The 22,259-nt window shown below is 67.3% G+C and carries 16 protein-coding genes and 1 pseudogene; 10 read left to right on the forward strand and 7 right to left on the reverse strand.

Annotated elements, in window-relative coordinates; genetic code table 11:
* Nucleotides 1–33: 33 nt before the first annotated feature.
* Complete coding sequence (locus QP512_RS08435; protein ID WP_286071700.1) at nucleotides 34–1,218, reverse strand: NAD(P)/FAD-dependent oxidoreductase; 1,185 nt, start codon at nucleotides 1,216–1,218, stop codon at nucleotides 34–36.
* Nucleotides 1,215–1,763 (reverse strand): YaeQ family protein, encoded by a 549-nt coding sequence (locus QP512_RS08440; protein WP_286071701.1) that lies wholly within the window; start codon nucleotides 1,761–1,763, stop codon nucleotides 1,215–1,217. Before QP512_RS08440 ends, QP512_RS08435 begins: the two co-directional genes overlap by 4 nt.
* A 123-nt stretch (nucleotides 1,764–1,886) precedes the next feature.
* On the opposite strand from QP512_RS08440, the gene QP512_RS08445 reads away from it, so the two are divergent.
* Nucleotides 1,887–2,765 carry a pseudouridine synthase gene (locus QP512_RS08445; protein WP_286071702.1) on the forward strand — a complete coding sequence of 293 codons (879 nt, stop codon included), beginning with the start codon at nucleotides 1,887–1,889 and terminating at the stop codon, nucleotides 2,763–2,765.
* Between the two features lie 6 nt (nucleotides 2,766–2,771).
* On the opposite strand, the gene QP512_RS08450 is transcribed toward QP512_RS08445, so the two are convergent.
* Entirely contained in the window at nucleotides 2,772–3,260 is a 489-nt protein-coding gene (locus QP512_RS08450; protein WP_059034065.1) for a YaiI/YqxD family protein, read from the reverse strand.
* 302 nt (nucleotides 3,261–3,562) lie between these two features.
* Here QP512_RS08450 and QP512_RS08455 point away from each other — a divergent pair, with 302 nt between their 5' ends.
* The 4 genes from QP512_RS08455 to QP512_RS08470 all read left to right on the forward strand — a co-directional run bounded on the left by QP512_RS08455 (nucleotide 3,563) and on the right by QP512_RS08470 (nucleotide 7,259).
* On the forward strand, nucleotides 3,563–3,772 hold the full coding sequence (locus tag QP512_RS08455; protein ID WP_004153307.1) for a cold-shock protein: 210 nt from the start codon (nucleotides 3,563–3,565) through the stop codon (nucleotides 3,770–3,772).
* A gap of 159 nt (nucleotides 3,773–3,931) precedes the next feature.
* Nucleotides 3,932–4,621, forward strand: a complete 690-nt coding sequence (locus QP512_RS08460) for a glutathione S-transferase (RefSeq protein ID WP_286071703.1) — start codon at nucleotides 3,932–3,934, stop codon at nucleotides 4,619–4,621.
* Nucleotides 4,622–4,652: 31 nt separating this feature from the next.
* A complete protein-coding gene (locus QP512_RS08465; protein WP_286071704.1) occupies nucleotides 4,653–6,218 on the forward strand; it encodes a protein adenylyltransferase SelO in 1,566 nt (521 codons plus the stop codon).
* A 504-nt stretch (nucleotides 6,219–6,722) separates the two neighbouring features.
* The gene (locus QP512_RS08470) at nucleotides 6,723–7,259 is read left to right on the forward strand and encodes an adenine phosphoribosyltransferase (protein WP_088496767.1); all 537 of its coding nucleotides are present in this window, start codon (nucleotides 6,723–6,725) and stop codon (nucleotides 7,257–7,259) included.
* A gap of 92 nt (nucleotides 7,260–7,351) precedes the next feature.
* Here the strand turns inward: QP512_RS08470 and dbpA are convergent, their stop codons facing one another.
* Both dbpA and QP512_RS08480 read right to left on the reverse strand, forming a co-directional pair.
* Nucleotides 7,352–8,728: an ATP-dependent RNA helicase DbpA gene (gene dbpA / locus QP512_RS08475; RefSeq protein ID WP_286071705.1), complete on the reverse strand. Its 1,377-nt coding sequence runs from the start codon at nucleotides 8,726–8,728 to the stop codon at nucleotides 7,352–7,354.
* 135 nt (nucleotides 8,729–8,863) lie between these two features.
* Nucleotides 8,864–9,943 (reverse strand): YeiH family protein, encoded by a 1,080-nt coding sequence (locus tag QP512_RS08480; RefSeq protein ID WP_286071706.1) that lies wholly within the window; start codon nucleotides 9,941–9,943, stop codon nucleotides 8,864–8,866.
* Nucleotides 9,944–10,045: 102 nt separating this feature from the next.
* On the opposite strand from QP512_RS08480, the gene QP512_RS08485 reads away from it, so the two are divergent.
* Nucleotides 10,046–10,924 carry a LysR family transcriptional regulator gene (locus tag QP512_RS08485; protein WP_286071707.1) on the forward strand — a complete coding sequence of 293 codons (879 nt, stop codon included), beginning with the start codon at nucleotides 10,046–10,048 and terminating at the stop codon, nucleotides 10,922–10,924.
* A 197-nt stretch (nucleotides 10,925–11,121) separates the two neighbouring features.
* Nucleotides 11,122–13,002 carry an ATP-binding cassette domain-containing protein gene (locus tag QP512_RS08490; RefSeq protein ID WP_286071708.1) on the forward strand — a complete coding sequence of 627 codons (1,881 nt, stop codon included), beginning with the start codon at nucleotides 11,122–11,124 and terminating at the stop codon, nucleotides 13,000–13,002.
* A 237-nt stretch (nucleotides 13,003–13,239) separates the two neighbouring features.
* Here QP512_RS08490 and QP512_RS08495 read toward each other — a convergent pair whose 3' ends face one another.
* Together QP512_RS08495 and QP512_RS08500 are read right to left on the reverse strand one after the other, a co-directional pair.
* Nucleotides 13,240–13,701: a cytochrome c gene (locus tag QP512_RS08495; RefSeq protein WP_019661289.1), complete on the reverse strand. Its 462-nt coding sequence runs from the start codon at nucleotides 13,699–13,701 to the stop codon at nucleotides 13,240–13,242.
* 9 nt (nucleotides 13,702–13,710) lie between these two features.
* Complete coding sequence (locus QP512_RS08500; protein WP_132809931.1) at nucleotides 13,711–14,100, reverse strand: c-type cytochrome; 390 nt, start codon at nucleotides 14,098–14,100, stop codon at nucleotides 13,711–13,713.
* Between the two features lie 205 nt (nucleotides 14,101–14,305).
* On the opposite strand from QP512_RS08500, the gene QP512_RS08505 reads away from it, so the two are divergent.
* The 3 genes and pseudogenes from QP512_RS08505 (at nucleotide 14,306) to QP512_RS08515 (ending at nucleotide 22,052) form a co-directional block, all read left to right on the forward strand.
* Entirely contained in the window at nucleotides 14,306–15,457 is a 1,152-nt protein-coding gene (locus tag QP512_RS08505; RefSeq protein ID WP_286071709.1) for an efflux RND transporter periplasmic adaptor subunit, read from the forward strand.
* 62 nt (nucleotides 15,458–15,519) lie between these two features.
* A pseudogene (locus tag QP512_RS08510) lies at nucleotides 15,520–18,975 on the forward strand (efflux RND transporter permease subunit); the annotation flags it as partial.
* Entirely contained in the window at nucleotides 18,972–22,052 is a 3,081-nt protein-coding gene (locus tag QP512_RS08515; protein WP_286071710.1) for an efflux RND transporter permease subunit, read from the forward strand. The pseudogene QP512_RS08510 and the gene QP512_RS08515, both read left to right, overlap by 4 nt.
* Nucleotides 22,053–22,259 lie beyond the last annotated feature (207 nt).

The following is a 22,259-nucleotide window of genomic DNA, read 5'->3' on the forward strand; positions in this document are numbered from 1 at the left end:
GCACCCCTTGCGCGCATCGAACGGCGATCTGGTTCACACCACGCCGCCGGCGGCGTGGCCGCTGGCCCAGGCCCACTGGAAGTTGTAGCCGCCCAGCCAGCCGGTCACATCCAGCACCTCGCCGACGAAATGCAGGCCGGGCACGCGCTTGGATTCCATCGTCGAGGACGACACCTCGGCGGTATCCACGCCGCCCAGGGTGACTTCGGCGGTGCGGTAGCCCTCGGTGCCGCTGGCCACCAGCGGGAACGCGCCCAGCAGCTGCGCAGCCTGGCGCAGCACCGGCTCGTCCAGCTGGCGCACGGGGCGGTCGGGCAACCAGTGTTCGCACAGGCGCTGCGCCAGTCGCTTGGGCAGCACCTCACCCAGTACCGTGCGCAGCTCGGCGGCCGGGCGCTCACGCTTCATCTGGCGCAGCCACTCGCCGGCATCCTGGCCGGGCAGCAGGTCCAGCTCCAGTGCATCGCCGGGCTGCCAGAACGAGGAGATCTGCAGGATCGCCGGGCCACTCACGCCGCGATGGGTCAGCAGCATGAAGTTCTGGAAGCGCTTGCCGTTGCAGCGTGCCTCGATCGGCAGGGCGACACCACTCAGATCGGCCAGCCGCTCCTGGTGCTTGCCACTGAGCGTGAGCGGCACCAGTCCTGCGCGGGTCGGCAACACCTCGTGGCCGAACTGGCGGGCAATCTCGTAGCCGAAGCCGGTGGCGCCCATGCTCGGAATCGACAGGCCGCCGGTGGCCACCACCAGCGAGGCGCAGTGGAACAGGCCATGGGTGGTGTGCACGCGGAACCCGTCGCTGCCGTGCTCGATGCGCTGCACGCTGCATTCGGTGCGGATCTGGGCACCGGCCGCCTGGCATTCGTCCACCAGCATCTTCACGATCTGCTTGGACGAAATGTCGCAGAACAGCTGGCCCAGTTCCTTTTCGTGATAGGCGATGCCGTGCTTGCTGACCAGCTCGATGAAGTGCCAGGGCGTGTAGCGCGCCAGCGCCGACTTGCAGAAGTGCGGGTTGGCCGACAGGAAGTTGGCCGGGGTGGTGCCGGTGTTGGTGAAATTGCAGCGGCCGCCGCCGGACATCAGGATCTTCTTGCCGACCTTGTTGGCATGGTCGATCACCTGCACCTGGCGACCGCGCTGGCCAGCCGTGATCGCGGTCATCAGCCCGGCCGCGCCGGCGCCGATGACCACCACGTCGCAGCGGATCGTGCTCATGCCTTGGCGCGCTTGCGCCAGTCAGGGATCACGTCAAGCTGCATCTGATCGTTGAGCAGCTGCACTTCACCGTCCTGGATCAGCACGCTCCAGCGCATGGCGCGCTGGATCTGCTGGCCCCACAGTTCTACGAAGGCACCATCGAGGTCGACCACCGACAGGTTGTCGAAGCGCGCCAGGCCCTTGCCCTGCTTGCCCCACCAGATGTCCGAGGCGTTGCCGCCGTAATTGATCACCTGCACCTGGCGGCTGCGGTTGCAGGCCTTGCGGATGCGGGATTCGTCGGGATGACCCAGGTCGATCCACTGCAGGATGTCGCCGGTGTAGTCGTGTTCCCACAGGTCCGGCTCATCGTCGGTGCTCAGACCACGGCCGAACTCCAGGCGATCACCGGCATTGAGGGCGAAGGCGAGCAGGCGCACCATCAGGCGTTCGTCGGTCTCGGACGGGTGCTGGGCCAAGGTCAGGTTGTGGGTCGCGTAGTAGCCGCGATCCATGTCGCTGATCTGCAGTTCGGCCTTGCGGATGGTGGCGGTAAGAGCCATGGGGGATCCGTGGACTAAAGACGACAATGATAGAGGTTTGCTCTCGGGGTGTCCGTTGCCAGGCTGTCTGCGGGACGTCAACGTGGCACGCTTGCACGCTTTCCCGCCGCAGAAGTGGATGCGATGACCCTGCCCAGCCGCCTGCAGCTGCCGCCCGGCCACTGGCCCAGCCTGCTTGATGGCCTGTGCGCACGTTTCCCGCACATCGACCGTGCGCAGTGGCAGGATCGCTTCGCGCGTGGCCGCGTGCAGGACGTGCAGGGCAGGGCGCTGTCACCGGACATGCCCTGGCAGGTGGGACTGGAGATCCAGTACTTCCGCGAAGTGGCTGACGAGCCGGTGATTCCCTTCGCCGAAACCCTCCTGCATCTGGATGCGCACCTTCTGGTGGCCGACAAGCCGCACTTCCTGCCGGTGGCGCCAGCCGGCAGCTACGTGCGCGAAACCCTGCTGGCGCGCCTGGTCGCCCGCACCGGCAACACGGATCTGGTACCACTGCACCGCCTGGACCGGCTCACGGCGGGGCTGGTGTTGTTTTCGACCCAGCCAGCGACACGCGATGCCTATCAGCGGTTGTTCCGCGAGCGCCGCATTGAAAAGACCTACGAGGCGCTGGCACCGGCGCTGCCTGGGCTGGCGTTCCCGCTGCTGCGGCACAGCCGGCTGGCGCCAGACGAGCCGTTCTTCCGCATGGCTGAAGTGCCGGGCGAGCCCAATGCGCGCAGCCGGGTCGAACTGGTCGAAGCCGAGGGGGCGATCTGGCGCTACCGGCTGCTGCCGGAAACCGGCCGCAAGCACCAGCTGCGGGTGCACATGGCGATGCTGGGTGCGCCCATCGTGGGCGACGACCTGTATCCGCAGCTCAGAGTGCGCCCGGAGGGGGCGGACGAGCCGCCCCTGCAGCTGCTGGCGCAGGGCTTGGCCTTCAATGATCCGTTGAGCGGGCAGCGACGGCGCTTCCGCAGCCAGCACCGCCTGGTGCTGCCCGGCCAGGGCGACTAGGCCCGTTCAGCGGGCCGGTCGCCGCGCCAGCCAGCGGTCCAGCTCGGCGGCGAACAGCTGCCGGTCGCGCGGGCCCAGCGGCGGCGGGCCGCCGGTCTGCACCCCGGCGCCGCGCAGTTCCTCCATGAAATTGCGCATCGACAGCCGCTCGGCCATGTTGTTCGGGGTGTACAGCTGGCCGCGCGGGTTCAGCGCTACGGCCTTCTTCTCCAGCACCAGTGCGGCCAGCGGGATGTCCTGGGTGACCACCAGGTCACCGGCGGCCACCCGTTCGACGATGGCACTGTCGGCCACGTCCAGGCCCTGCGGCACCTGGATCGAGCGCAGCCAGCGCGAGGGCGGGGTGCGGATCCACTGGTTGGCGACCAGGGTCAGCTCGATTCCGACCCGTTCAGCGGCCCGGAACAGGATGTCGCGAATGACGGTGGGGCAGGCGTCCGCGTCCACCCAGATGCGGGGGAGGGCGGGTTCAGCTTGGGTTTCAGCTTCAGTCATTTACCCAGTGTAGGGTAGGAAAAACCTGAATGGGGACTCGGGGTTAGGCTTGACCGGTTGCCAAGCCTTGCCACGCCTAGCGGGCGGGGTTTGCCCATGAACGTCTGGGCTATCGCTTTTTGCAGAAAACACGCGTATCGTTCGACCCACTGTGTTTGCTAGGGTCACCGTGAATCGTGGCCTGGTGCAGTTGATCTCACGATCCGCTCATCGATCCGCTTTACCAACGCCTGCAACTCAGTCTCGGCCCCGATACCCGGTGGCTGCGATTTTTTTCAACATGTGTTTCAGGAGTTAGTCAAATGTCTGATCGTCAGACCGGCACCGTCAAGTGGTTCAACGACGCCAAGGGCTTCGGCTTCATCACCCCGGAAAGCGGCCCGGACCTGTTCGTGCACTTCCGTGCCATCCAGGGCACCGGCTTCAAGACCCTGCAGGAAGGCCAGAAGGTTACCTTCATCGCCGTCCAGGGCCAGAAGGGTATGCAGGCTGACCAGGTGCAGGCGGTCTAATCCGTCTGCTACCGTTTGGTAGCCAGAACGCCGGAAGCGAAAGCTCCCGGCGTTTTTTTTTGCCCGCTGTTCTCTAACGTCGAGCATGGCTTGACTCTACAAAAGGCATGCAGCCGGGCGCGCTAACATCGGGCGACTCCTTCCGTCGCGGAACCACCCATGCGCATCGTCCACCACCTTGAAAACTCCCGTTCCCTGCGCGTGCTGTGGATGCTGGAGGAGCTCGGGCTGGACTACGAACTGCGCCGCTATCCGCGTGATCCGAAGACGCTGCTGGCGCCGCCGGAGCTGCGCAACGTGCATCCGCTGGGCAAGTCGCCGGTGCTGCAGGATGGCGAGCTGGTACTGGCCGAGTCCGGCGCGATCCTCGACTACCTCGCTGACCGCTACGACACGCAGCGCCAGCTGTCGCCGTCACCGATGCCGGCCGATGGTGCCGAACGCATCGCTTATCGCTACTGGCTGCACTACGCCGAAGGTTCGGCGATGCCGCCGCTGTTGCTGACCCTGGTGATGGGCCGCATCCGCAACGCGCCGATGCCGTTCTTCGCCCGCCCGATCGCGCGCAGCATCGCCGACAAGGCCGAGCGTGGCTTCATCGGCCCGCAACGGCGCCTGCACCTGGACTGGATGGAGCGCCGCTTGGCCGAGAGCCCGTGGTTCGCGGGTGAGCGGTTCAGCGCAGCCGACATCCAGATGAGCTTCCCGATCCAGGCTGCGGCCGCACGGGGTGGTGGCCTCGACGACAAGCCGGCACTGCGTGGCTACCTCAAGCGTATCGGTGAGCGCCCGGCCTACCAGCGTGCCGAGGCCCACGGCGGGCACCTGCAGGCACTCAGCGGCAATTGAGGCGGGCGGCGGTCGCCCCCATCTCAAGCCCATGGATACTGACAGCCCCCGTTTCGACAATCGCCTGCTGAATGCCCTGCCAGGTGACCCCGAATCCGGCCCGCGCCGCCGCGAAGTGCTGGGCGCCGCCTGGTCGCCGGTGATGCCGACGCCGGTGGCGGCGCCCACGCTGCTGGCCTGGTCGCCGGAGGTGGCCGCGATGCTCGGCTTCGATACCGATGAAGTGGAGAGCGAAGGCTTCGCGCGCGTGTTCGGTGGCAATGCGCTGTACCCCGGCATGCAGCCGTGGGCGGCCAATTATGGCGGGCATCAGTTCGGCCATTGGGCGGGGCAGCTGGGGGATGGCCGCGCGATCTCGCTGGGCGAACTGGTCGCGCCGGATGGCGGTCATTGGGAGCTGCAGCTGAAGGGGGCCGGCCCGACCCCGTATTCGCGGGGTGCCGATGGGCGCGCGGTGCTGCGCTCGTCCATCCGCGAATTCCTGTGCAGCGAGGCCATGCACCACCTGGGCGTGCCGACCACGCGCGCGCTGTCGCTGGTCGGCACCGGCGACGACGTGGTGCGCGACATGTTCTACGACGGCCACCCGCGTGCCGAGCCCGGCGCCATCGTGTGCCGTGTCTCGCCCTCGTTCCTGCGCTTCGGCTCATTCGAACTGCCGGCCTCGCGTGGTGAAACCGCGTTGCTGCAGCAGCTCGTTGATGCCTGCATTGCCCGCGACTTCCCCGGCCTGCAAGGGCAGGGCGAGGCGCTGTACGGTGACTGGTTCGCGCAGATCGCGGTGCGCACTGCCGAGATGATCGCGCACTGGATGCGCGTCGGCTTCGTGCATGGCGTGATGAACACCGACAACCTGTCCGTGCTCGGCCTGACGCTGGATTACGGTCCCTATGGATGGGTCGAGGACTTCGATCCGGACTGGACGCCGAACACTACCGACGCCCAGGGCCGGCGCTATCGTTTCGGCACCCAGCCGCAGGTGGCGTACTGGAACCTGAGCCGATTGGCGCAGGCGTTGTCGCCATTGTTTGCCAATGTCGAACCGTTGCAGGCGGGGCTGGCGGCGTACCAGTCCACGTTCGTTGCCTGCACCCGTCGCGATGCAGCGGCCAAGCTCGGGCTGGCAGCGGCGGATGATGAGGACCTGCAGCTCTACCTGCGCTGGCAGCAGCTGATGCAGGGCGGAAGCATGGACATGACGCTGGCCTGGCGCGCGCTGATGCGCGTTGATCCAACGTCGCCCGATGTGGGCGTGCTTGACGCGGTGTACTACGACGAGGCGCGCCAGCAGTCGGTGCAGGCACCGCTGCAGCAGTGGTTGCAGGACTACGCGGCGCGACTGCGCGTGGATCCGCTGTCGGCCAGCGAGCGCACGGCGAAAATGGCCGCGGCCAATCCGCTGTACGTGCTACGCAACTGGCTGGCCCAGGAGGCCATCGATCGCGCCGAGCAGGGCGACCTGGGCGGTGTTCACGCATTGCAGGACGTACTGCGTGACCCGTATACCGAACGCGCCGGGCTGGAGCACTTTGCCGGCAAGCGCCCGGCGTGGGCCGACAACCGCGCCGGCTGCTCGATGCTGTCCTGCAGTTCCTGAGGGTGGGTTTCGGCAGGGCTGCGCCCTGCACCCGCAGAGGCCAGGTCAACAGCCAGAGCAAAGGCTGGATTCCGTGGTTTGGCGGGGCGGTGTCGGAGTGCGGGGACGCCGTAAACCCATCCCTGGGGGCTTGGCAGCCGCATCCATGCGGCTGACTGATCAGACACCCCGCACTCCGACACCGCCCCACCTCCGACAGATTCCGGCGGCTGTTGGTAGGTGTCGACCTTGGACGACACATCTGTCAGATATCGATATACGAGAATGGGGTCAGATCCGTTTTCCTGCGGAAAACGGATCTGACCCCACGAGCCGTTCCGACAGATCGCAGGAATCTATCGAAGGCGGGCCCACCCCGCCATCCCTCGGAATACGGCTTTTGCTTTCGCTTTTGCTTGTGCCGTGGCCTCTGCAGGTGCCGGGCGCAGCCCGGCCGAACACCCCCAACAGGCAGCCGGCGCCCGGAACAGGTACCCTATGCCGCCATCAGATAGCCAACGTGACATGACCGACGCCCTCGTCGCTCCGCAGTGGGCCTCCCGCCTGCGCGACATCGCCGACTTCCCCAAGCCCGGCATCCTCTTCAAGGACATCATGCCGCTGCTCGCCCACGGCGAGGACTTCCGTGGTGCGATCACCGCAATGGCCGACCGTTGGCGCGACCAGAAGCTGGACGCGGTGGTGGGCATCGAATCGCGTGGCTTCATCCTCGGCGCCGCGATGGCGCTGGAACTGGGCGTAGGCTTCGTGCCGGTGCGCAAGCCGGGCAAGCTGCCGGGCCAGGTGCTGCGCGAGGAGTACACGCTGGAATACCGCAGCGACTGCATCGAGGTGCACGCCGATGCGCTGCCGGCCGGCGCACGCGTGGCGATCATCGACGACGTGCTGGCCACCGGCGGTACGCTGGTTGCGGCGTTGTCGCTGGTGCGCCGCCTGGGTGTCGAGGTGGTGGGTGCCGGCGTGCTGGTCGAGCTGGATGGCCTGGGCGGCCGCGCGCGCTGGGAAGCGGGCCTGCCGCTGCACACCGAACTGGTGTTCTGACCGTAGGATGGGTGCCAACCAAGGTTGGCACCTACCAGAGCGAATGGCGGGGAGCCGGTCGTTGCCAACCGTGATTGGCAACGCTGCGTCAATCACATCATCCGCACGCGGAAACGACGGCCCTTGATCTTGCCGGCTTCCAGTTTCGCCACCGCCTTGTTGGCCTGCTCACGGGCGATCGCCACGTAGGAGCGGGTCGGGAAGATCGCAATCTTGCCGATGAACTTGCTCGACAGGCCGGCGTCGCCGGTCAGTGCACCGAGGATGTCACCCGGGCGCAGCTTGTCGGTCTTGCCGCCGTCGATGCGCAGCGTGCGCATCGCCGCCTGCGGCAGCTCGGCCGGGCGCGAGGTCGCCAGCGGCGTCTTCTGCCAGTCCAGCGGTTGACCCATCTGTGATTCGATGGCTTCGGCGCGGGTCTTCTCGCGGCCGGCCACCAGGCTGATCGCCAGGCCGCTGGCACCGGCACGGCCGGTACGGCCCACGCGGTGCTGGTAGCTCTCCACGTCGGTCGGCAGCTCGTAGTTGATCACCGCCGCCAGTTCTTCCACGTCCAGGCCACGCGCGGCCACGTCGCTGGCCACCAGCACGTTGCAGCTGCGGTTGGCCAGCAACAGCAGCACCTCCTCGCGGTCGCGCTGCTCCATGTCGCCATGCAGGGCCAGTGCCGAGAAGCCGAACTGCTGCAGCGAGTTCGCCACTTCGTCCACGTCCTTGCGGGTGTTGCAGAACACCACCGCCGATTCCGGTGTGTACTTCAGCAGCAGGCCGGCCAGCGCCTTCTGCCGGTGTGCCGGTTCCACCTCGCAGAACATGTGGCGGATGGCCGGGGCCTGGTCGGCGCCTTCCACGGTCACTTCTACTGCGTCGCGCAGCAGGTCACGTGCCATGGCGCGGATGCTGTCGGGGAAGGTGGCGGAGAACAGCAGGCTCTGGCGATCCTTGTGGGTGCGGCCGGCGATCTCGCGGATCGGCTCCTCGAAGCCCATGTCGAGCATGCGGTCGGCCTCGTCCAGCACCAGCGTGCGCACCGCGCCCAGGTTCAGTGCGCGCTTGCGTGCCAGCTCCTGCACGCGGCCGGGCGTGCCGACCACCACGTGCGGATCGTGGCCTTCCAGCGAGGCCAGCTGCGGACCCAGCGGCACGCCACCGACCAGCAGCAACAGCTTCAGGTTGGGAATGCCGGTGGCCAGCTTGCGGATCTGCTTGCCAACCTGGTCGGCCAGTTCGCGGGTCGGGCACAGCACCAGCGCCTGCACGCGGATCAGGCTGGGGTCGATGGACTGCAGCAGGCCCAGGCCGAAGGCGGCGGTCTTGCCGCTGCCGGTCGGCGCCTGTGCGATCACATCGCGGCCATCGAGGATGGCCGGCAGGCTCTGCGCCTGCACGGGGGTGAGGGTGGTGTAGCCGAGGGCATCCAGGCCGGGCTGCAGGGCCGGGCTCAGCGGCAGGGTCGAGAAGTCAGTCATGGCGCATTGTACCCGCCCGCGAGGCCGGTCCCGCCTGGTGGGGTGGGGTCGGACCCCTTTCCGCAGGAAACGGCTCTGACCCCCAACTGAAGCCGCCATCCACTGGTGGGTGCCGACCGTTGGTCGGCACTGCCCTCAGCCCATCACCGCCAGCACGCCCTGGTGAATCGCCAGGCCACCGAACAGCAGCCAGGCGAACAGGATCAGCGCCAGCAGCAGCGGCTTCAGGCCCGCCTGGCGCAGCGCCGAGACGTGGGTGGTCAGGCCCAGCGCGGCCATCGCCATCGCCAGCAGCACGGTATCCAGCTGCACCAGCCCGGCCTGCAGGCCAGCCGGCAGCAGGTGCAGCGAGTTGAAACCGGCCACCGCCACGAAACCGAACGCGAACCACGGCACCACGATGCGCGCCTTGCTGCCGTCGGCGCTGGCCTTGCCGCCGCGCGCCAGCCATAGCGACAGCGCGATCAGGAACGGTGCCAGCAGCATCACCCGCACCATCTTGGTGATCACTGCGGTATCAGCCGCCGCTTCGTTGACCGCACGGCCGGCGGCCACCACCTGCGCCACTTCATGCACCGTCGCGCCGGTGAACAGGCCGTACTGCCGTGCGTCCATCGCCAGCCAGCCGTGCGATTGCACCAGCGCATACAGCGCCGGGTACAGGAACATCGCCAGCGTGCCGAACACCACCACCGTAGAGACGGCGACGGTGACCTGTGCCGCGCGGCCACGTACCACCGGTTCGGCGGCCATCACCGCCGCGGCGCCGCAGATCGCGCTGCCGGCGCCGATCAGCATGGCCGCTTCGTGTTCCATCTTGAACACACGCACGCCCAGCCAGCAAGCCAGGCCGAAGGTGCTGGCGACCACCAGCACGTCCATCAGCACGCCGCTGACACCGACGTGGCCGATGTCCTGGAAGGTCAGGCGCAGGCCGTACAGCACGATGCCGGCGCGCAGCAGCCAGTGCTTGGAGAACCCGACGCCGGCCGCACTGCTCGGCGCCAGCCGCGGATAGAACGTGTTGCCGACCACGATGCCGGCCACGATGGCCACAGTCAGCGCGCTCAGGCCGTGCGCCTGCAGCCAGGGCAGCTCGGCCAGGTACAGCGACGCCGCCGCGAGCAGGCCGACCAGCAGCAGGCCGAGCAGGCGCGGCTGCCAGCGCTGGCGCAGGGCGGGCAAGGACCAGGGGGAGAGAGCGGGGGCGTTCATGGCAAGGGCGGGGCTGGAGTGATGGAGCAAGCGTGCGCCTGCATAACCGACCTGTAAAACGAATAATATGGGTGAAATCTACCTATCAAGAAGGTAAATGACATGCGCCTGACCCTGCGCCAGCTTCAGGTCTTCGTCGCCATCGCCGATCACGGCAGCACCACCGCCGCAGGCCAGGCCATCGCGCTATCGCAGTCGGCCAGCAGTGCTGCCCTGCAGGAACTGGAGGCGCACTTCGGCACCCCGCTGTTCGACCGTATCGGCCGTCGCCTGGCCCTGAACGGGCACGGCCGCGCGCTGCTGGAGCCTGCCCGCACGCTGCTGGTCAACGCCGCCGACCTGGAGCGGCAGCTGGCCGCCGGCGGCGACCCGGGGCAGGGTGCACCGCTGCGGCTGGTGCTGGCCGCCAGTACCACCATCGGCAACTACCTGCTGCCGCCGCGCATCGCCGACCTGCTGCGGCAGGCGCCGCAGGCCGAGGTTGATCTTCGCATCGACAACAGTGCCGGCGTGGTCGCCGCCGTGCAGCGCCTGGACGTGGATGCCGGTTTGATCGAAGGACCCTGTCATGAACGCGGCCTGCAGGTCACGGCCTGGCAGCAGGACCCGCTGGTGATCGTCGCCGCCGCCGATGCCCCCGCACGCTGGTCGCTGGACGAACTGCGCCGCGCGCGCTGGCTGTTGCGCGAGCCCGGCTCGGGCACCCGCGAGGCGGTGGAGCAGGCGTTGTTGCCGCACCTGCGCGGCTTCGCCCAGACCCTGCAGCTGGGCAATACCGAAGCGATCAAGCAGGCCGCCATCGCCGGCCTCGGCCTGGCCTGCCTCTCCCGTCATGCCCTGGAAGAACCCTTGGCCCTCGGCCGCCTGCGCGTACTCGAGACCCCGCTACCGCCCCTGCAGCGTACCCTCTGGCTGGTACGCCACCCGGGCAAGCAATGGTTGCCGGGGTTGCAGGCGTTGCTGGGGGAGGGGGAGGGGTAGAAGCGCCGTTTTGTAGAGTCGACCGTTGGTCGACTATCGCACGCAGCGCGGGCTTTTCGCGGATCTCAGGGAAGAGCAGTCGACTGAAAGTCGACTCTACCGAAGACATCGTCGGGGGACATCGCGCACAGGGCGGAATCGCAGGCCGGCACGCCGCCGAGATTCCGGCTGACCTCCCCAGCCCTTACACTATGGGGATGCCTCTGATTACTCTGCAGAACGTCGACTTCAGCGTTGGCGGCCCGTTGTTGCTGGAAAAGGCCGAACTGTCGATCGAGCCGGGCGAACGCATCGCCCTGATCGGCCGTAACGGCGCCGGCAAATCCACCCTGCTCAAGCTGCTGTCCGGCGACCACAAGCCCGATGACGGCGAAGTCCGCGTGCAGCAGGGCGTGCGCGTCACCCGCCTGGAGCAGGAGGTGCCGCACGGCGCTGCCGGCTCGGTGTTCGACGTCGTCGCCGATGGCCTGGGCGAACTGGGCCAGTGGCTGGCCGAGTTCCACCACCTGAGCCATGCCGAGGTATTCGACGGCGAAGCCCTCGGCAACGTGCAGGCCAAGATCGACGCCGCCAACGGCTGGGGCCTGGACCAGCGCGTCAGCGAAACCCTGACCAAGCTCGACCTGGACGGCGAGGCCGAGTTCGGTCGCCTGTCCGGCGGCATGAAGCGCCGCGTGCTGCTGGCCCGCGCGCTCGTGTCCAGCCCGGACGTGCTGCTGCTGGACGAACCGACCAACCACCTGGACATCGAAGCCATCGACTGGCTCGAAGCGTTCCTGAAAGGCTGGAGCGGCAGCGTGGTGTTCGTCACCCACGATCGCCGCTTCCTGCGTGCGCTGGCCACCCGCATCGTCGAGATCGACCGCGGCCAGGTCACCAGCTGGCCGGGCGACTGGGCCAACTACGAGCGCCGCCGCGAGGAACGCCTCAATGCGCAGGCGCAGGAAAACGCGCGCTTCGACAAGCTGCTGGCGCAGGAAGAAGTATGGATCCGGCAGGGCATCAAGGCCCGTCGTACCCGCGATGAAGGCCGCGTGCGCCGCCTGAAGGCGATGCGCGTGGAGCGCTCGCAGCGCCGCGACCTCAGCGGCAACGTCAAGATGGAAGCCGCGCAGGGCCTCAGCTCCGGCAAGAAGGTCATCGACGTCAAGGACATTTCGTTCGCCTTCGGCGAGCGCACCATGGTCCGCGATTTCACCACGACCATTCTGCGTGGCGACCGCATCGGCCTGATCGGCCCCAACGGCAGCGGCAAGACCACGCTGCTGAAGCTGCTGCTGGGTGAACTGCAGCCGGCCAAGGGCGAAGTCAACGCCGGCACCAATCTGCAGATCGCGTACTTCGACCAGTACCGCGCGGTGCTGCGCGAAGACTGGAGCGCGATCGAAAACGTGGCCGAAGGCCGTGATTTCCTCGAGTTCAACGGCAAGCGCAAGCACGTGCATGCCTACCTGCAGGACTTCATGTTCACCCCGGAGCGCGCGCGCGCGCCGATCACCCGCCTGTCCGGTGGCGAACGCAACCGCCTGCTGCTGGCCAAGCTGTTCGCGCAGCCGTCCAACCTGCTGGTGATGGACGAACCGACCAACGACCTCGACGTGGAAACCCTGGAGTTGCTGGAAGAGCTGCTGGGCGAGTACACCGGCACGCTGCTGCTGGTCAGCCACGACCGTGACTTCATCGACAACGTGGTGACCTCCACGCTGGTGATGGAAGGCGACGGCGTGATCGGCGAGTACGTGGGTGGCTACAGCGACTGGCAGCGTTATGCGGCCCGCGTGGCAGCCCCTGCCGCGACCCCCGCCGCCAAGCCGGCGGCCGCAGCACCTGCCGCGCCGGCAGCTGCTCAGGCGGCACCCAAGCGGAAGCTGGCCTACAAGGAAGCACGCGAACTGGAGCAGCTGCCGAAGACCATCGAGAAGCTGGAAGGCGACGTCGAAGGACTGACCTCGGCGATGAACGACCCGTCGTTCTACACCCGCAGCAGCGCCGAAGTGACCGCGCACACCCAGCAGCTGGCCAAGGTGCAGGCCGAGCTGGATGCCGCGTACGCGCGCTGGGAAGAGCTGGAAGGCTGAGCGTTGATCGGCGCCAGCGGTTGCGCCGATTGATGTAGAGCCGAGCCCACGCTCGGCTCATCGTGATCTGACCGGAGAGCAGCCGAGCGTAGGCTCGGCTCTACCGAGGCATGCCAGCGGACGTTGTAGAGCCGAGCCTACGCTCGGCTGGTAGATCCACGCCATGCGTGGATGGCGGCATCAGTGCGGACCAAGGTCCGCACCCACCAAAGCGGATTCCGCACCCATCGGGGGCGGTCATTTAACCCCGTGCAGATCCCGCAGCTGGCTGGGCCGGCTGCCGAAGTACGCCGCCAGATCGGCGATGTCCTGATCGCTGAGGTCCTTCGCCTGCGGTGTCATCAGCATGTGCTGGCGGTCACCGGCGCGGTAGGCCTGCAGTGCATGCGCCAGGTAGTCCCCGTACTGCCCGCCCAGCTTGGGGTAGGTCGGGTCGATCGGGGCGTTGCCGTCGGCCCCGTGGCAGTCGATGCAGCTCTGGTTGGTGGCCTTGCCCTTCACCTTGGCGCGGGCTTCACCGGCGGCCTCGCGGCCTGCGGGCAGGCCGGCCGAAGACGAAGAGCCGTGTTCGCCGCTGGCGTGGCCCGGGTCGGCGGCAGATTTCTCGCTGTTTTCCACCTGCGACTGCGAACAGGCGGCCAGCAGCAGGGCAACGGACAGGGCGATGGCATGACGCATCGGATGCGCGGCTTTCGACATGGGCGGGCCTTACTTGACGGTGGACAGGTAAACAGAGAGATCGGCGATCTCCTGTTCGCTGAAGCTCATCGACTGCGCCTGCATCGTCGGATGCCGGCGCTTGCCCTGGCGGTACTCGGTCAGGGCCTGGGCCAGGTACTGCTGGGTCTGGCCGCCGATCTTCGGCACCCGGTAGCTGGGGTAGGCGTTCTTGTAGCCGGTGATGCCGTGGCACCCCTGGCAGGTATAGGCCAGCACGCGGCCATTGTCGAAGTTGCCGGTGGGCGCGGCAGGCGCCGGCGCGGCGGCGGGAGCCGGGGCCGGAGCGGGTGTGGCAGGAGCAGGAGCGGGCTGTGCGGCGGCCCCAAAGGGCAGGAGGACGGCCAGAGCGAGACAAGCGGCGAGCGGCTGCGGGCGCATGGTGTCGTTTCCGGGGATTCGGGTCTGGTCGTTCCGGCGTGGGGTACGGAACGACCCGAGTATAGCCTCAGGTTTCATCTAGCTGAAATGGGGTCGTTCCCACCGGTGGCGTGAAGGCACCATGACCTTTGGGATATGGTGTTGCCGTGAAGTGGTGCATTACTTTGCTACCACACCTGTCCACGCATCCATCAGGGACCTGACGATGTCGCACCCATTCTTCCTGTCCGGCCGTCGCAGCGGAATCTGCGCTGCCGCACTGCTGATCTCCACCTCCCTGCTGCTGGGCGGTTGCGCCGCAGGGCCCAATTCCGAAGCCAAGGCCGCCGAGACCAAGGAGGAGAAGAAGGTCGACGCGGTGCCGGTCGAAGTGGCGGTCGCCAGTCACCGCGCGGTCGCCGCCAGCTACACGGGTACCGCCGCGCTGGAGCCGCGCGCCGAGTCGCAGGTGGTCGCAAAGACCTCGGGCGTGGCGCTGGCGGTGCTGGTCGAGGAAGGCCAGCGCGTCACCGCCGGCCAGCCGCTGGTGCGCCTGGATCCGGACCGCGCACGCCTGGCCGTTGCCCAGAGCGAAGCGCAGATGCGCAAGCTGGAGAACAACTACCAGCGCGCTCAGAAGCTGGTGGGCCAGCAGATGGTCAGCGCCGCCGATGTCGACCAGCTGCGTTTCGACCTGGAGAACGTCCGCGCGCAGTACCGCCTGGCCACGCTGGAACTGTCCTACACCACGGTGGTGGCGCCGATCTCCGGCGTGATCGCTTCGCGCTCGATCAAGACCGGCAACTTCGTGCAGATCAACACCCCGATCTTCCGCATCGTCGACAACTCGCGGCTGGAGGCCACCCTCAACGTGCCCGAGCGCGAGCTGGCCACGTTGCGCGCCGGTCAGCCGGTAACCCTGGCCGCCGATGCACTTCCGGGCCAGAGCTTCACCGGCACCGTCGACCGCATCGCGCCGGTGGTGGATTCGGGCAGCGGCACGTTTCGCGTGGTCAGCGCCTTCGACGGCGCCGCGCACGCGCTGCAGCCCGGCATGTTCGGGCGCATCCGCATCGATTACGACCAGCGTGCCGATGCGCTGGTGGTGCCGCGCCTGGCGCTGCTCGACGACGGTGAGCCGGCGGTGTTCCGGGTGCGCGAAGGCAAGGTCGCACGCGTTCCGGTCAAGCTGGGTTACGCCGAGGGCCCGTGGGTGGAGATCCGTGATGGCCTGGCGGCCGGTGATCAGGTGGTCACCGCCGGCAAGGTCGCGCTGCGCGACGGCACCACGGTGCAGGTGATCGCCGATCCGAAGGCAAAGGCGAAGACGGTTGCAGCCGCCGCCAAGCCCGCAGACAAGGCCGGGAGCAAGCAATGACCGCCCCGGGCCACGACCACGGTGCCTCGCCGGCGAGCGACGGCGCCGCCGCCGGCATGCGCGGCGGCCTGGTGGAATTCGCCACCCGCCGCCGCGTGACCATCGCCATGTGCACGGTCACGCTGCTGCTGTTCGGCCTGATCGCACTGGGCAACCTCAAGGTCAACCTGCTGCCGGACCTGAGCTACCCGACGCTGACCGTGCGTACCGAGTACACCGGTGCGGCGCCGACCGAAATCGAAACCCTGATCACCCAGCCGGTCGAAGAAGCGGTGGGCGTGGTCAAGAACCTGCGCAAGCTGAAGTCGGTCTCGCGCACCGGCCAGAGCGACGTGGTGCTGGAGTTCGCCTGGGGCACCAACATGGATCAGGCCAGCCTGGAGGTGCGCGATAAGATGGAAGCGCTGAACCTGCCACTGGAGGCCAAGGCCCCGGTGCTGCTTCGCTTCAATCCTTCCACCGAACCGATCATGCGCCTGGTGCTGTCGAACAAGGTGGCACCGGCCAGCGATGCCGACGCGATCCGCGAGCTGACCGGCCTGCGCCGCTATGCCGATGAAGACCTGAAGAAGAAGCTGGAGCCGGTCACCGGCGTGGCAGCAGTGAAGGTGGGCGGCGGCCTGGAAGACGAGCTCCAGGTCGACATCGACCAGCAGAAGCTGGCGCAGCTGAACCTGCCGATCGACACCGTCATCAAGCGCCTGAAGGACGAGAACATCAACATCTCCGGCGGTCGCCTGGAGGAGGGCTCGCAGCGCTTCCTGGTGCGTACCGTCAACCAGTTCGCCGACCTGGAGGAGATCCGCAACCTGCTGGTCACCACCCAGGCATCGAACGGCAGCGCGGCCGACTCGGCCATGCAGCAGATGTTCAACATCGCCGCGTCGACCGGTTCGGCGGCGGCCATCGCGGCGGCATCGGCGGCGCAGAGCGCGTCGTCCGGCGGCAGCTCCAGCGTGGTCGCCAACGGTGTGCCGGTGCGCCTGAAGGACGTGGCGACCGTGCGCCAGGGCTACAAGGAACGCGAAGCGGTGATCCGCCTGGGCGGCAAGGAATCGGTTGAACTGGCCATCTACAAGGAAGGCGATGCCAACACCGTGTCCACCGCCGAAGCGCTGCGCAAGCGCCTGGAGCAGATCAAGGGCACGTTCCCGACCGATGTCGAGATGACCACCATCGAGGACCAGTCGCGCTTCATCGAGCACGCCATCGCCGACGTCAAGAAGGATGCAGTGATCGGTGGCCTGCTGGCGATCCTGATCATCTTCCTGTTCCTGCGTGATGGCTGGAGCACGTTCGTGATCAGCCTGTCGCTGCCGGTCTCGATCGTCGCCACGTTCTTCTTCATGGGCCAGATGGGCCTGAGCCTGAACGTGATGTCGCTGGGCGGCCTGGCGCTGGCCACCGGCCTGGTGGTGGACGACTCGATCGTGGTGCTGGAGAGCATCGCCAAGGCCCGCGAGCGTGGCCTGGGCATCCTGCAGGCGGCCATCGTCGGTACCCGCGAAGTGAGCATGGCGGTGGTCGCCTCGACCCTGACCACCATCGCGGTGTTCCTGCCGCTGGTGTTCGTCGACGGCATCGCCGGCCAGCTGTTCCGCGACCAGGCACTGACCGTGGCGATCGCCATCGCGATCTCGCTGCTGGTGTCGATGACCCTGATTCCGATGCTCAGCTCGCTGAAGGGACGGCCGCCGCTGGCGTTCCCGGAAGAGGCGCCGAACGAACCGTGGCAGCCGCAGAACCGCTGGCAGAAACCGGTGGCGCTGGGTCGTCGTGGTGCCGTCGCAACCGCGCGCTGGAGCTTCTATGCGCTGGCCTGGCTGGTCGTGCGTGCGTGGCGTGGCGTGGTGGCGGTGGTCGGCCCGGTGATGCGCAAGGCCAGCGACCTGGCGATGAAGCCCTATGCCGGTGCCGAGCGCGGCTACCTGCGGCTGCTGCCAAGCGCGCTGGCCCATCCGGGCAAGGTGCTGGGCGTGGCCACGATCATCTTCGTGGCGACCATGGCGCTGGTGCCGATGCTCGGTGCCGACCTGATTCCGCAGCTGGCACAGGACCGTTTCGAAATGACGGTGAAGCTGCCGGCCGGCACGCCGCTGAAGCAGACCGATGCGCTGGTGCGTGAGCTGCAACTGGCCCACGGCAACGGCGAGGGGGTTGCCTCGCTGTATGGCGTCAGCGGCAGCGGCACCCGCCTGGATGCCAGCCCGACCGAGAGCGGCGAGAACATCGGCAAGCTGACCGTGGTGATGGAAGGCGGTGGCAACGCGCGTACCGAAGCGGAGATCACCGAGCGCCTGCGTGACACCATGGGCCAGCATCCGGGTGCGCAGGTCGACTTCGCGCGGCCGGCGTTGTTCAGCTTCTCCACGCCGCTGGAAATCGAGCTGCGCGGGCAGGACATGGCGACGCTGGAAGTGGCTGGCCAGCGCCTGGCGGCGATGCTGCGCGGCAATGCGCACTACGCCGACGTGAAGTCCACGGTGGAAGAGGGCTTCCCGGAAATCCAGATCCGCTTCGACCAGGAGCGTGCCGGTGCACTGGGCCTGACTACCCGCCAGATCGCCGATGTGGTGGTGAAGAAGGTGCGCGGCGACGTGGCCACCCGCTACAGCTTCCGTGACCGCAAGATCGACGTGCTGGTGCGGGCGCAGGAAGGCGACCGCGCCAGTGTGGAGAGCATCCGCCGGCTGATCGTCAATCCGGGCAGCACCCGTCCGGTCACGCTGGACGCAGTCGCCGACGTGGTCGCCACCACCGGCCCGAGCGAGATCCATCGCGCCGACCAGACCCGCGTGGCCGTGGTCTCGGCCAATCTGCGCGACATCGACCTGGGCGCTGCCATGCGCGAAGTGCAGCAGATGGTGGCCGAGCAGCCGCTGGGCGCGGGCGTCGGCCTGCACATCGGCGGCCAGGGCGAGGAGCTGGCGCAGGCGGCGAAGTCGCTGATCTTCGCCTTCGGCCTGGCGATCTTCCTGGTCTACCTGGTGATGGCCTCGCAGTTCGAGTCGCTGCTGCATCCGTTCGTGATCCTGTTCACCATCCCGCTGGCACTGGTCGGCGCGATCCTGGCGCTGATGCTGACCGGCAAGCCCATCTCGGTGGTGGTGTTCATCGGCTTGATCCTGCTGGTCGGCCTGGTCACCAAGAACGCGATCATCCTGATCGACAAGGTCAACCAGCTGCGCGAGGCCGGCGTGGCCAAGCATGAGGCGCTGGTAGAGGGCGCACGTTCGCGCCTGCGGCCGATCATCATGACCACGCTGTGCACGCTGTTCGGCTTCCTGCCGCTGGCGGTGGCGATGGGCGAGGGCGCCGAAGTGCGCGCGCCGATGGCGATCACCGTGATCGGTGGCCTGCTGGTGTCGACCCTGCTGACCCTGCTGGTGATCCCGGTGGTGTACGACCTGATGGATCGCCGCGGCGATGCCTATTACCGCGAGCGCGGCCGCAAGCACGCCGGTGAGATCGAGCCGGGTGCGGCGGGCACCGCGGCGGGTGCGGAGGAACCGGCATGAGTGTTGCCGAGTTCTCCATCCGCCGCCCGGTCACCACCATCATGTGTTTCGTGTCACTGGTGGTGATCGGCCTGATCGCCTCGTTCCGGCTGCCGCTGGAAGCGCTGCCGGACATCTCCGCGCCGTTCCTGTTCGTGCAGATTCCGTACACCGGTTCAACCCCGGAGGAAGTGGAGCGGACCATCATCCGCCCGGTGGAGGAATCGCTGGCGACGATGACCGGCATCAAGCGCATGCGTTCGTCGGCCACCTCCGAAGCGGCGCTGATCTTCATCGAGTTCAGCGACTGGGACCGCGACATCGCCATCGCCGCCTCCGATGCCCGCGAACGCATCGATGCGATCCGCAGCGACCTGCCCGATGACCTGCAGCGCTACAACGTGTTCAAGTGGTCCAGCAGCGACCAGCCGGTGCTGAAGGTGCGGCTGGCCAGCACCACCGATCTGACCACCGCGTACGACATGCTCGACCGCGAATTCAAGCGGCGCATCGAGCGGATACCGGGCGTGGCGCGGGTCGACATCACCGGCGCGCCGCCGAACGAGGTTGAGATCGCCATCGATCCGAACCGGCTCAACGCGCACGGCCTGAGCATCAACGAGCTGAGTGAGCGCCTGCGCACGCTGAACTTCTCGATCTCGGCCGGGCAGATCGACGACAACGGCCAGCGCGTTCGCGTGCAGCCGGTGGGCGAGATCACCGACCTGCAGGAAATGCGTGACCTGGTGATCAACGCCAAGGGCCTGCGCCTGGGCGACATTGCCGACGTGCGCCTGAAGCCTGCGCGGATGAACTATGGGCGGCGCCTGGACGGCAACCCGGCGGTCGGCCTGGACATCTTCAAGGAGCGCAGCGCCAACCTGGTGGAGGTGTCGCGCGCGGCGCTGGCCGAGGTCGAAGCGATCCGCGCCGAAGCGTCGATGCGCGACGTCCAGATCAAGGTGATCGACAACCAGGGCAAGGCGGTGACGTCCTCGCTGCTGGAACTGGCCGAAGCCGGTGCGGTCGGCCTGATCCTGTCGGTCACCGTGCTGTTCTTCTTCCTGCGCCATTGGCCGTCCACGCTGATGGTGACCCTGGCCATCCCGATCTGCTTCACCATCACCCTGGGCTTCATGTACTTCGTCGGGGTGACGCTGAACATCCTGACCATGATGGGCCTGCTGTTGGCCGTGGGCATGCTGGTCGACAACGCCGTGGTGGTGGTGGAGAGCATCTACCAGGAACGCGAGCGCCTTCCGGACCAGCCACGCCTGGCCTCGATCATCGGCACCCGCAATGTGGCCATCGCCCTCAGTGCGGGCACCCTGTGCCACTGCATCGTGTTCGTGCCGAACCTGTTCGGCGAGACCAACAACATCAGCATTTTCATGGCGCAGATCGCCATCACCATCTCGGTCTCGCTGCTGGCGTCGTGGCTGGTGGCGGTCAGCCTGATCCCGATGCTGTCCGCGCGCATGGCCACGCCCAAGCTGCTGCACTCGCAGACCGGCGTGATCGCGCGCCTGCAGCGCCGCTACGCCCGGCTGCTGGACTGGTCATTGCGCCATCGCGGCTGGAGCCTGCTCGGCATCGTGCTGGTGGTGCTGGTCAGCCTGGTGCCGATGAAGCTGACCAAGGTCGACATGTTTGGCGGCGAAGGTGGCAAGGACATCTTCATCGGCTACATGTGGAAGGGCGCCTACACCTACCGGCAGATGTCCGAGGAAGTGGCGCGGGTGGAGAACTGGATCGACGCCAACCGTGAACGCCTGCACGTCAAGCAGGTCTATTCCTGGTACAGCGAACAGGAAGGCAGCTCGACCGTGGTCACCCTGGACGAGAAGTACGCCAAGGACATCAAGGCGCTGCAGGAAGAGCTGCGCAAGGGCCTGCCGAAGTCGGCGCGGACCGACTACTTCGTCGGCAACCAGGGCGGTGATGGCGGCGGTGGCGGCAACCAGGGCGTGCAGGTGCAGCTGGTCGGAGATTCCAGTTCGATGCTGCAGGAGATCGGCCAGGAAGTGGTGCCGCTGCTGGCCCAGCGTGCCGAGCTGCGCGACGTGCGCATCGACAACGGCGAGAAGGGTGGTGAGCTGAAGGTACGTGTCGACCGCGAGCGTGCGGCGGCGTTCGGCTTCAACGCCGAGCAGGTGGCCAGCTTTGTCGGGCTGGCGCTGCGCGGTGCACCGATGCGCGAGTTCCGCCGTGGCGACAACGAAGTGCCGGTGTGGGTGCGTTTCGCCGGTGCCGAGCAGAGCAGCCCGGAAGACCTGGCCGGTTTCAGCGTGCGTACCGGCGATGGCCGCAGCGTGCCGCTGCTGAGCCTGGTCACCGTTGACGTCGGCTCGTCGGCCACCCAGATCGGTCGCACCAACCGCCAGACAACGCTGACCATCAAGGCCAACCTGGCCGAGAAGGTCACCGCGCCGGACGGTCGCAAGGCGATGGAGTCGGTGCTCAAACCGATGAACTTCCCGGCCGGCTATGGCTACACCTTCGATGGTGGCGACTACGGCAACGATGACGAGGCCATGCAGCAGATGGTGTTCAACCTGCTGATCGCGCTGGTGATGATCTACGTGGTGATGGCGGCGGTGTTCGAGTCGCTGCTGTTCCCGGCGGCGATCATGAGCGGCGTGCTGTTCTCGATCTTCGGCGTGTTCTGGCTGTTCTGGATCACCGGCACTTCGTTCGGGATCATGTCCTTCATCGGCATCCTGGTACTGATGGGCGTGGTGGTGAACAACGGCATCGTGATGATCGAGCACATCAACAACCTGCGGCGCGGCGGCATGGGCCGGACGCAGGCACTGGTGGAAGGCTCACGCGAGCGGTTGCGCCCGATCATGATGACCATGGGCACGGCGATCCTGGCGATGGTGCCGATCTCGCTGACCAATACGCAGATGTTCGGCAACGGCCCGGAGTACGCACCGATGGCGCGCGCGATTGCCGGCGGCCTGGCGTTCTCGACCGTGGTCAGCCTGCTGTTCCTGCCGACGATCTACGCCGTGCTGGATGACCTGCGCAATGCCGTGACGCGGCTGATCCGACGCGCGCGCGGCCTGGAGGTCGTGGCGGGTACCCCGGTGTAGTGGTCGAGCTTGCTCGACCGTAATGCGCGGCAACGTGTTGTGGTGTGGGGGAGGCCGGTCGTAGTGGGGCGGCCTCCCCCTTTTTTTCGTTCGCCGCGTGTGTTTTCCCATGTAGAGCCGAGCCGATGCTTGGCTGCTGTTCGCCACATCGCGGCGCCGCGCGAGCATGGGCTCGGGCGCAACAGATGCCGTGCCCATGTAGAGCCG

Origin of the sequence: Stenotrophomonas sp. 57, assembly GCF_030291075.1 — a bacterium.
Taxonomy (GTDB): Bacteria; Pseudomonadota; Gammaproteobacteria; order Xanthomonadales; family Xanthomonadaceae; genus Stenotrophomonas.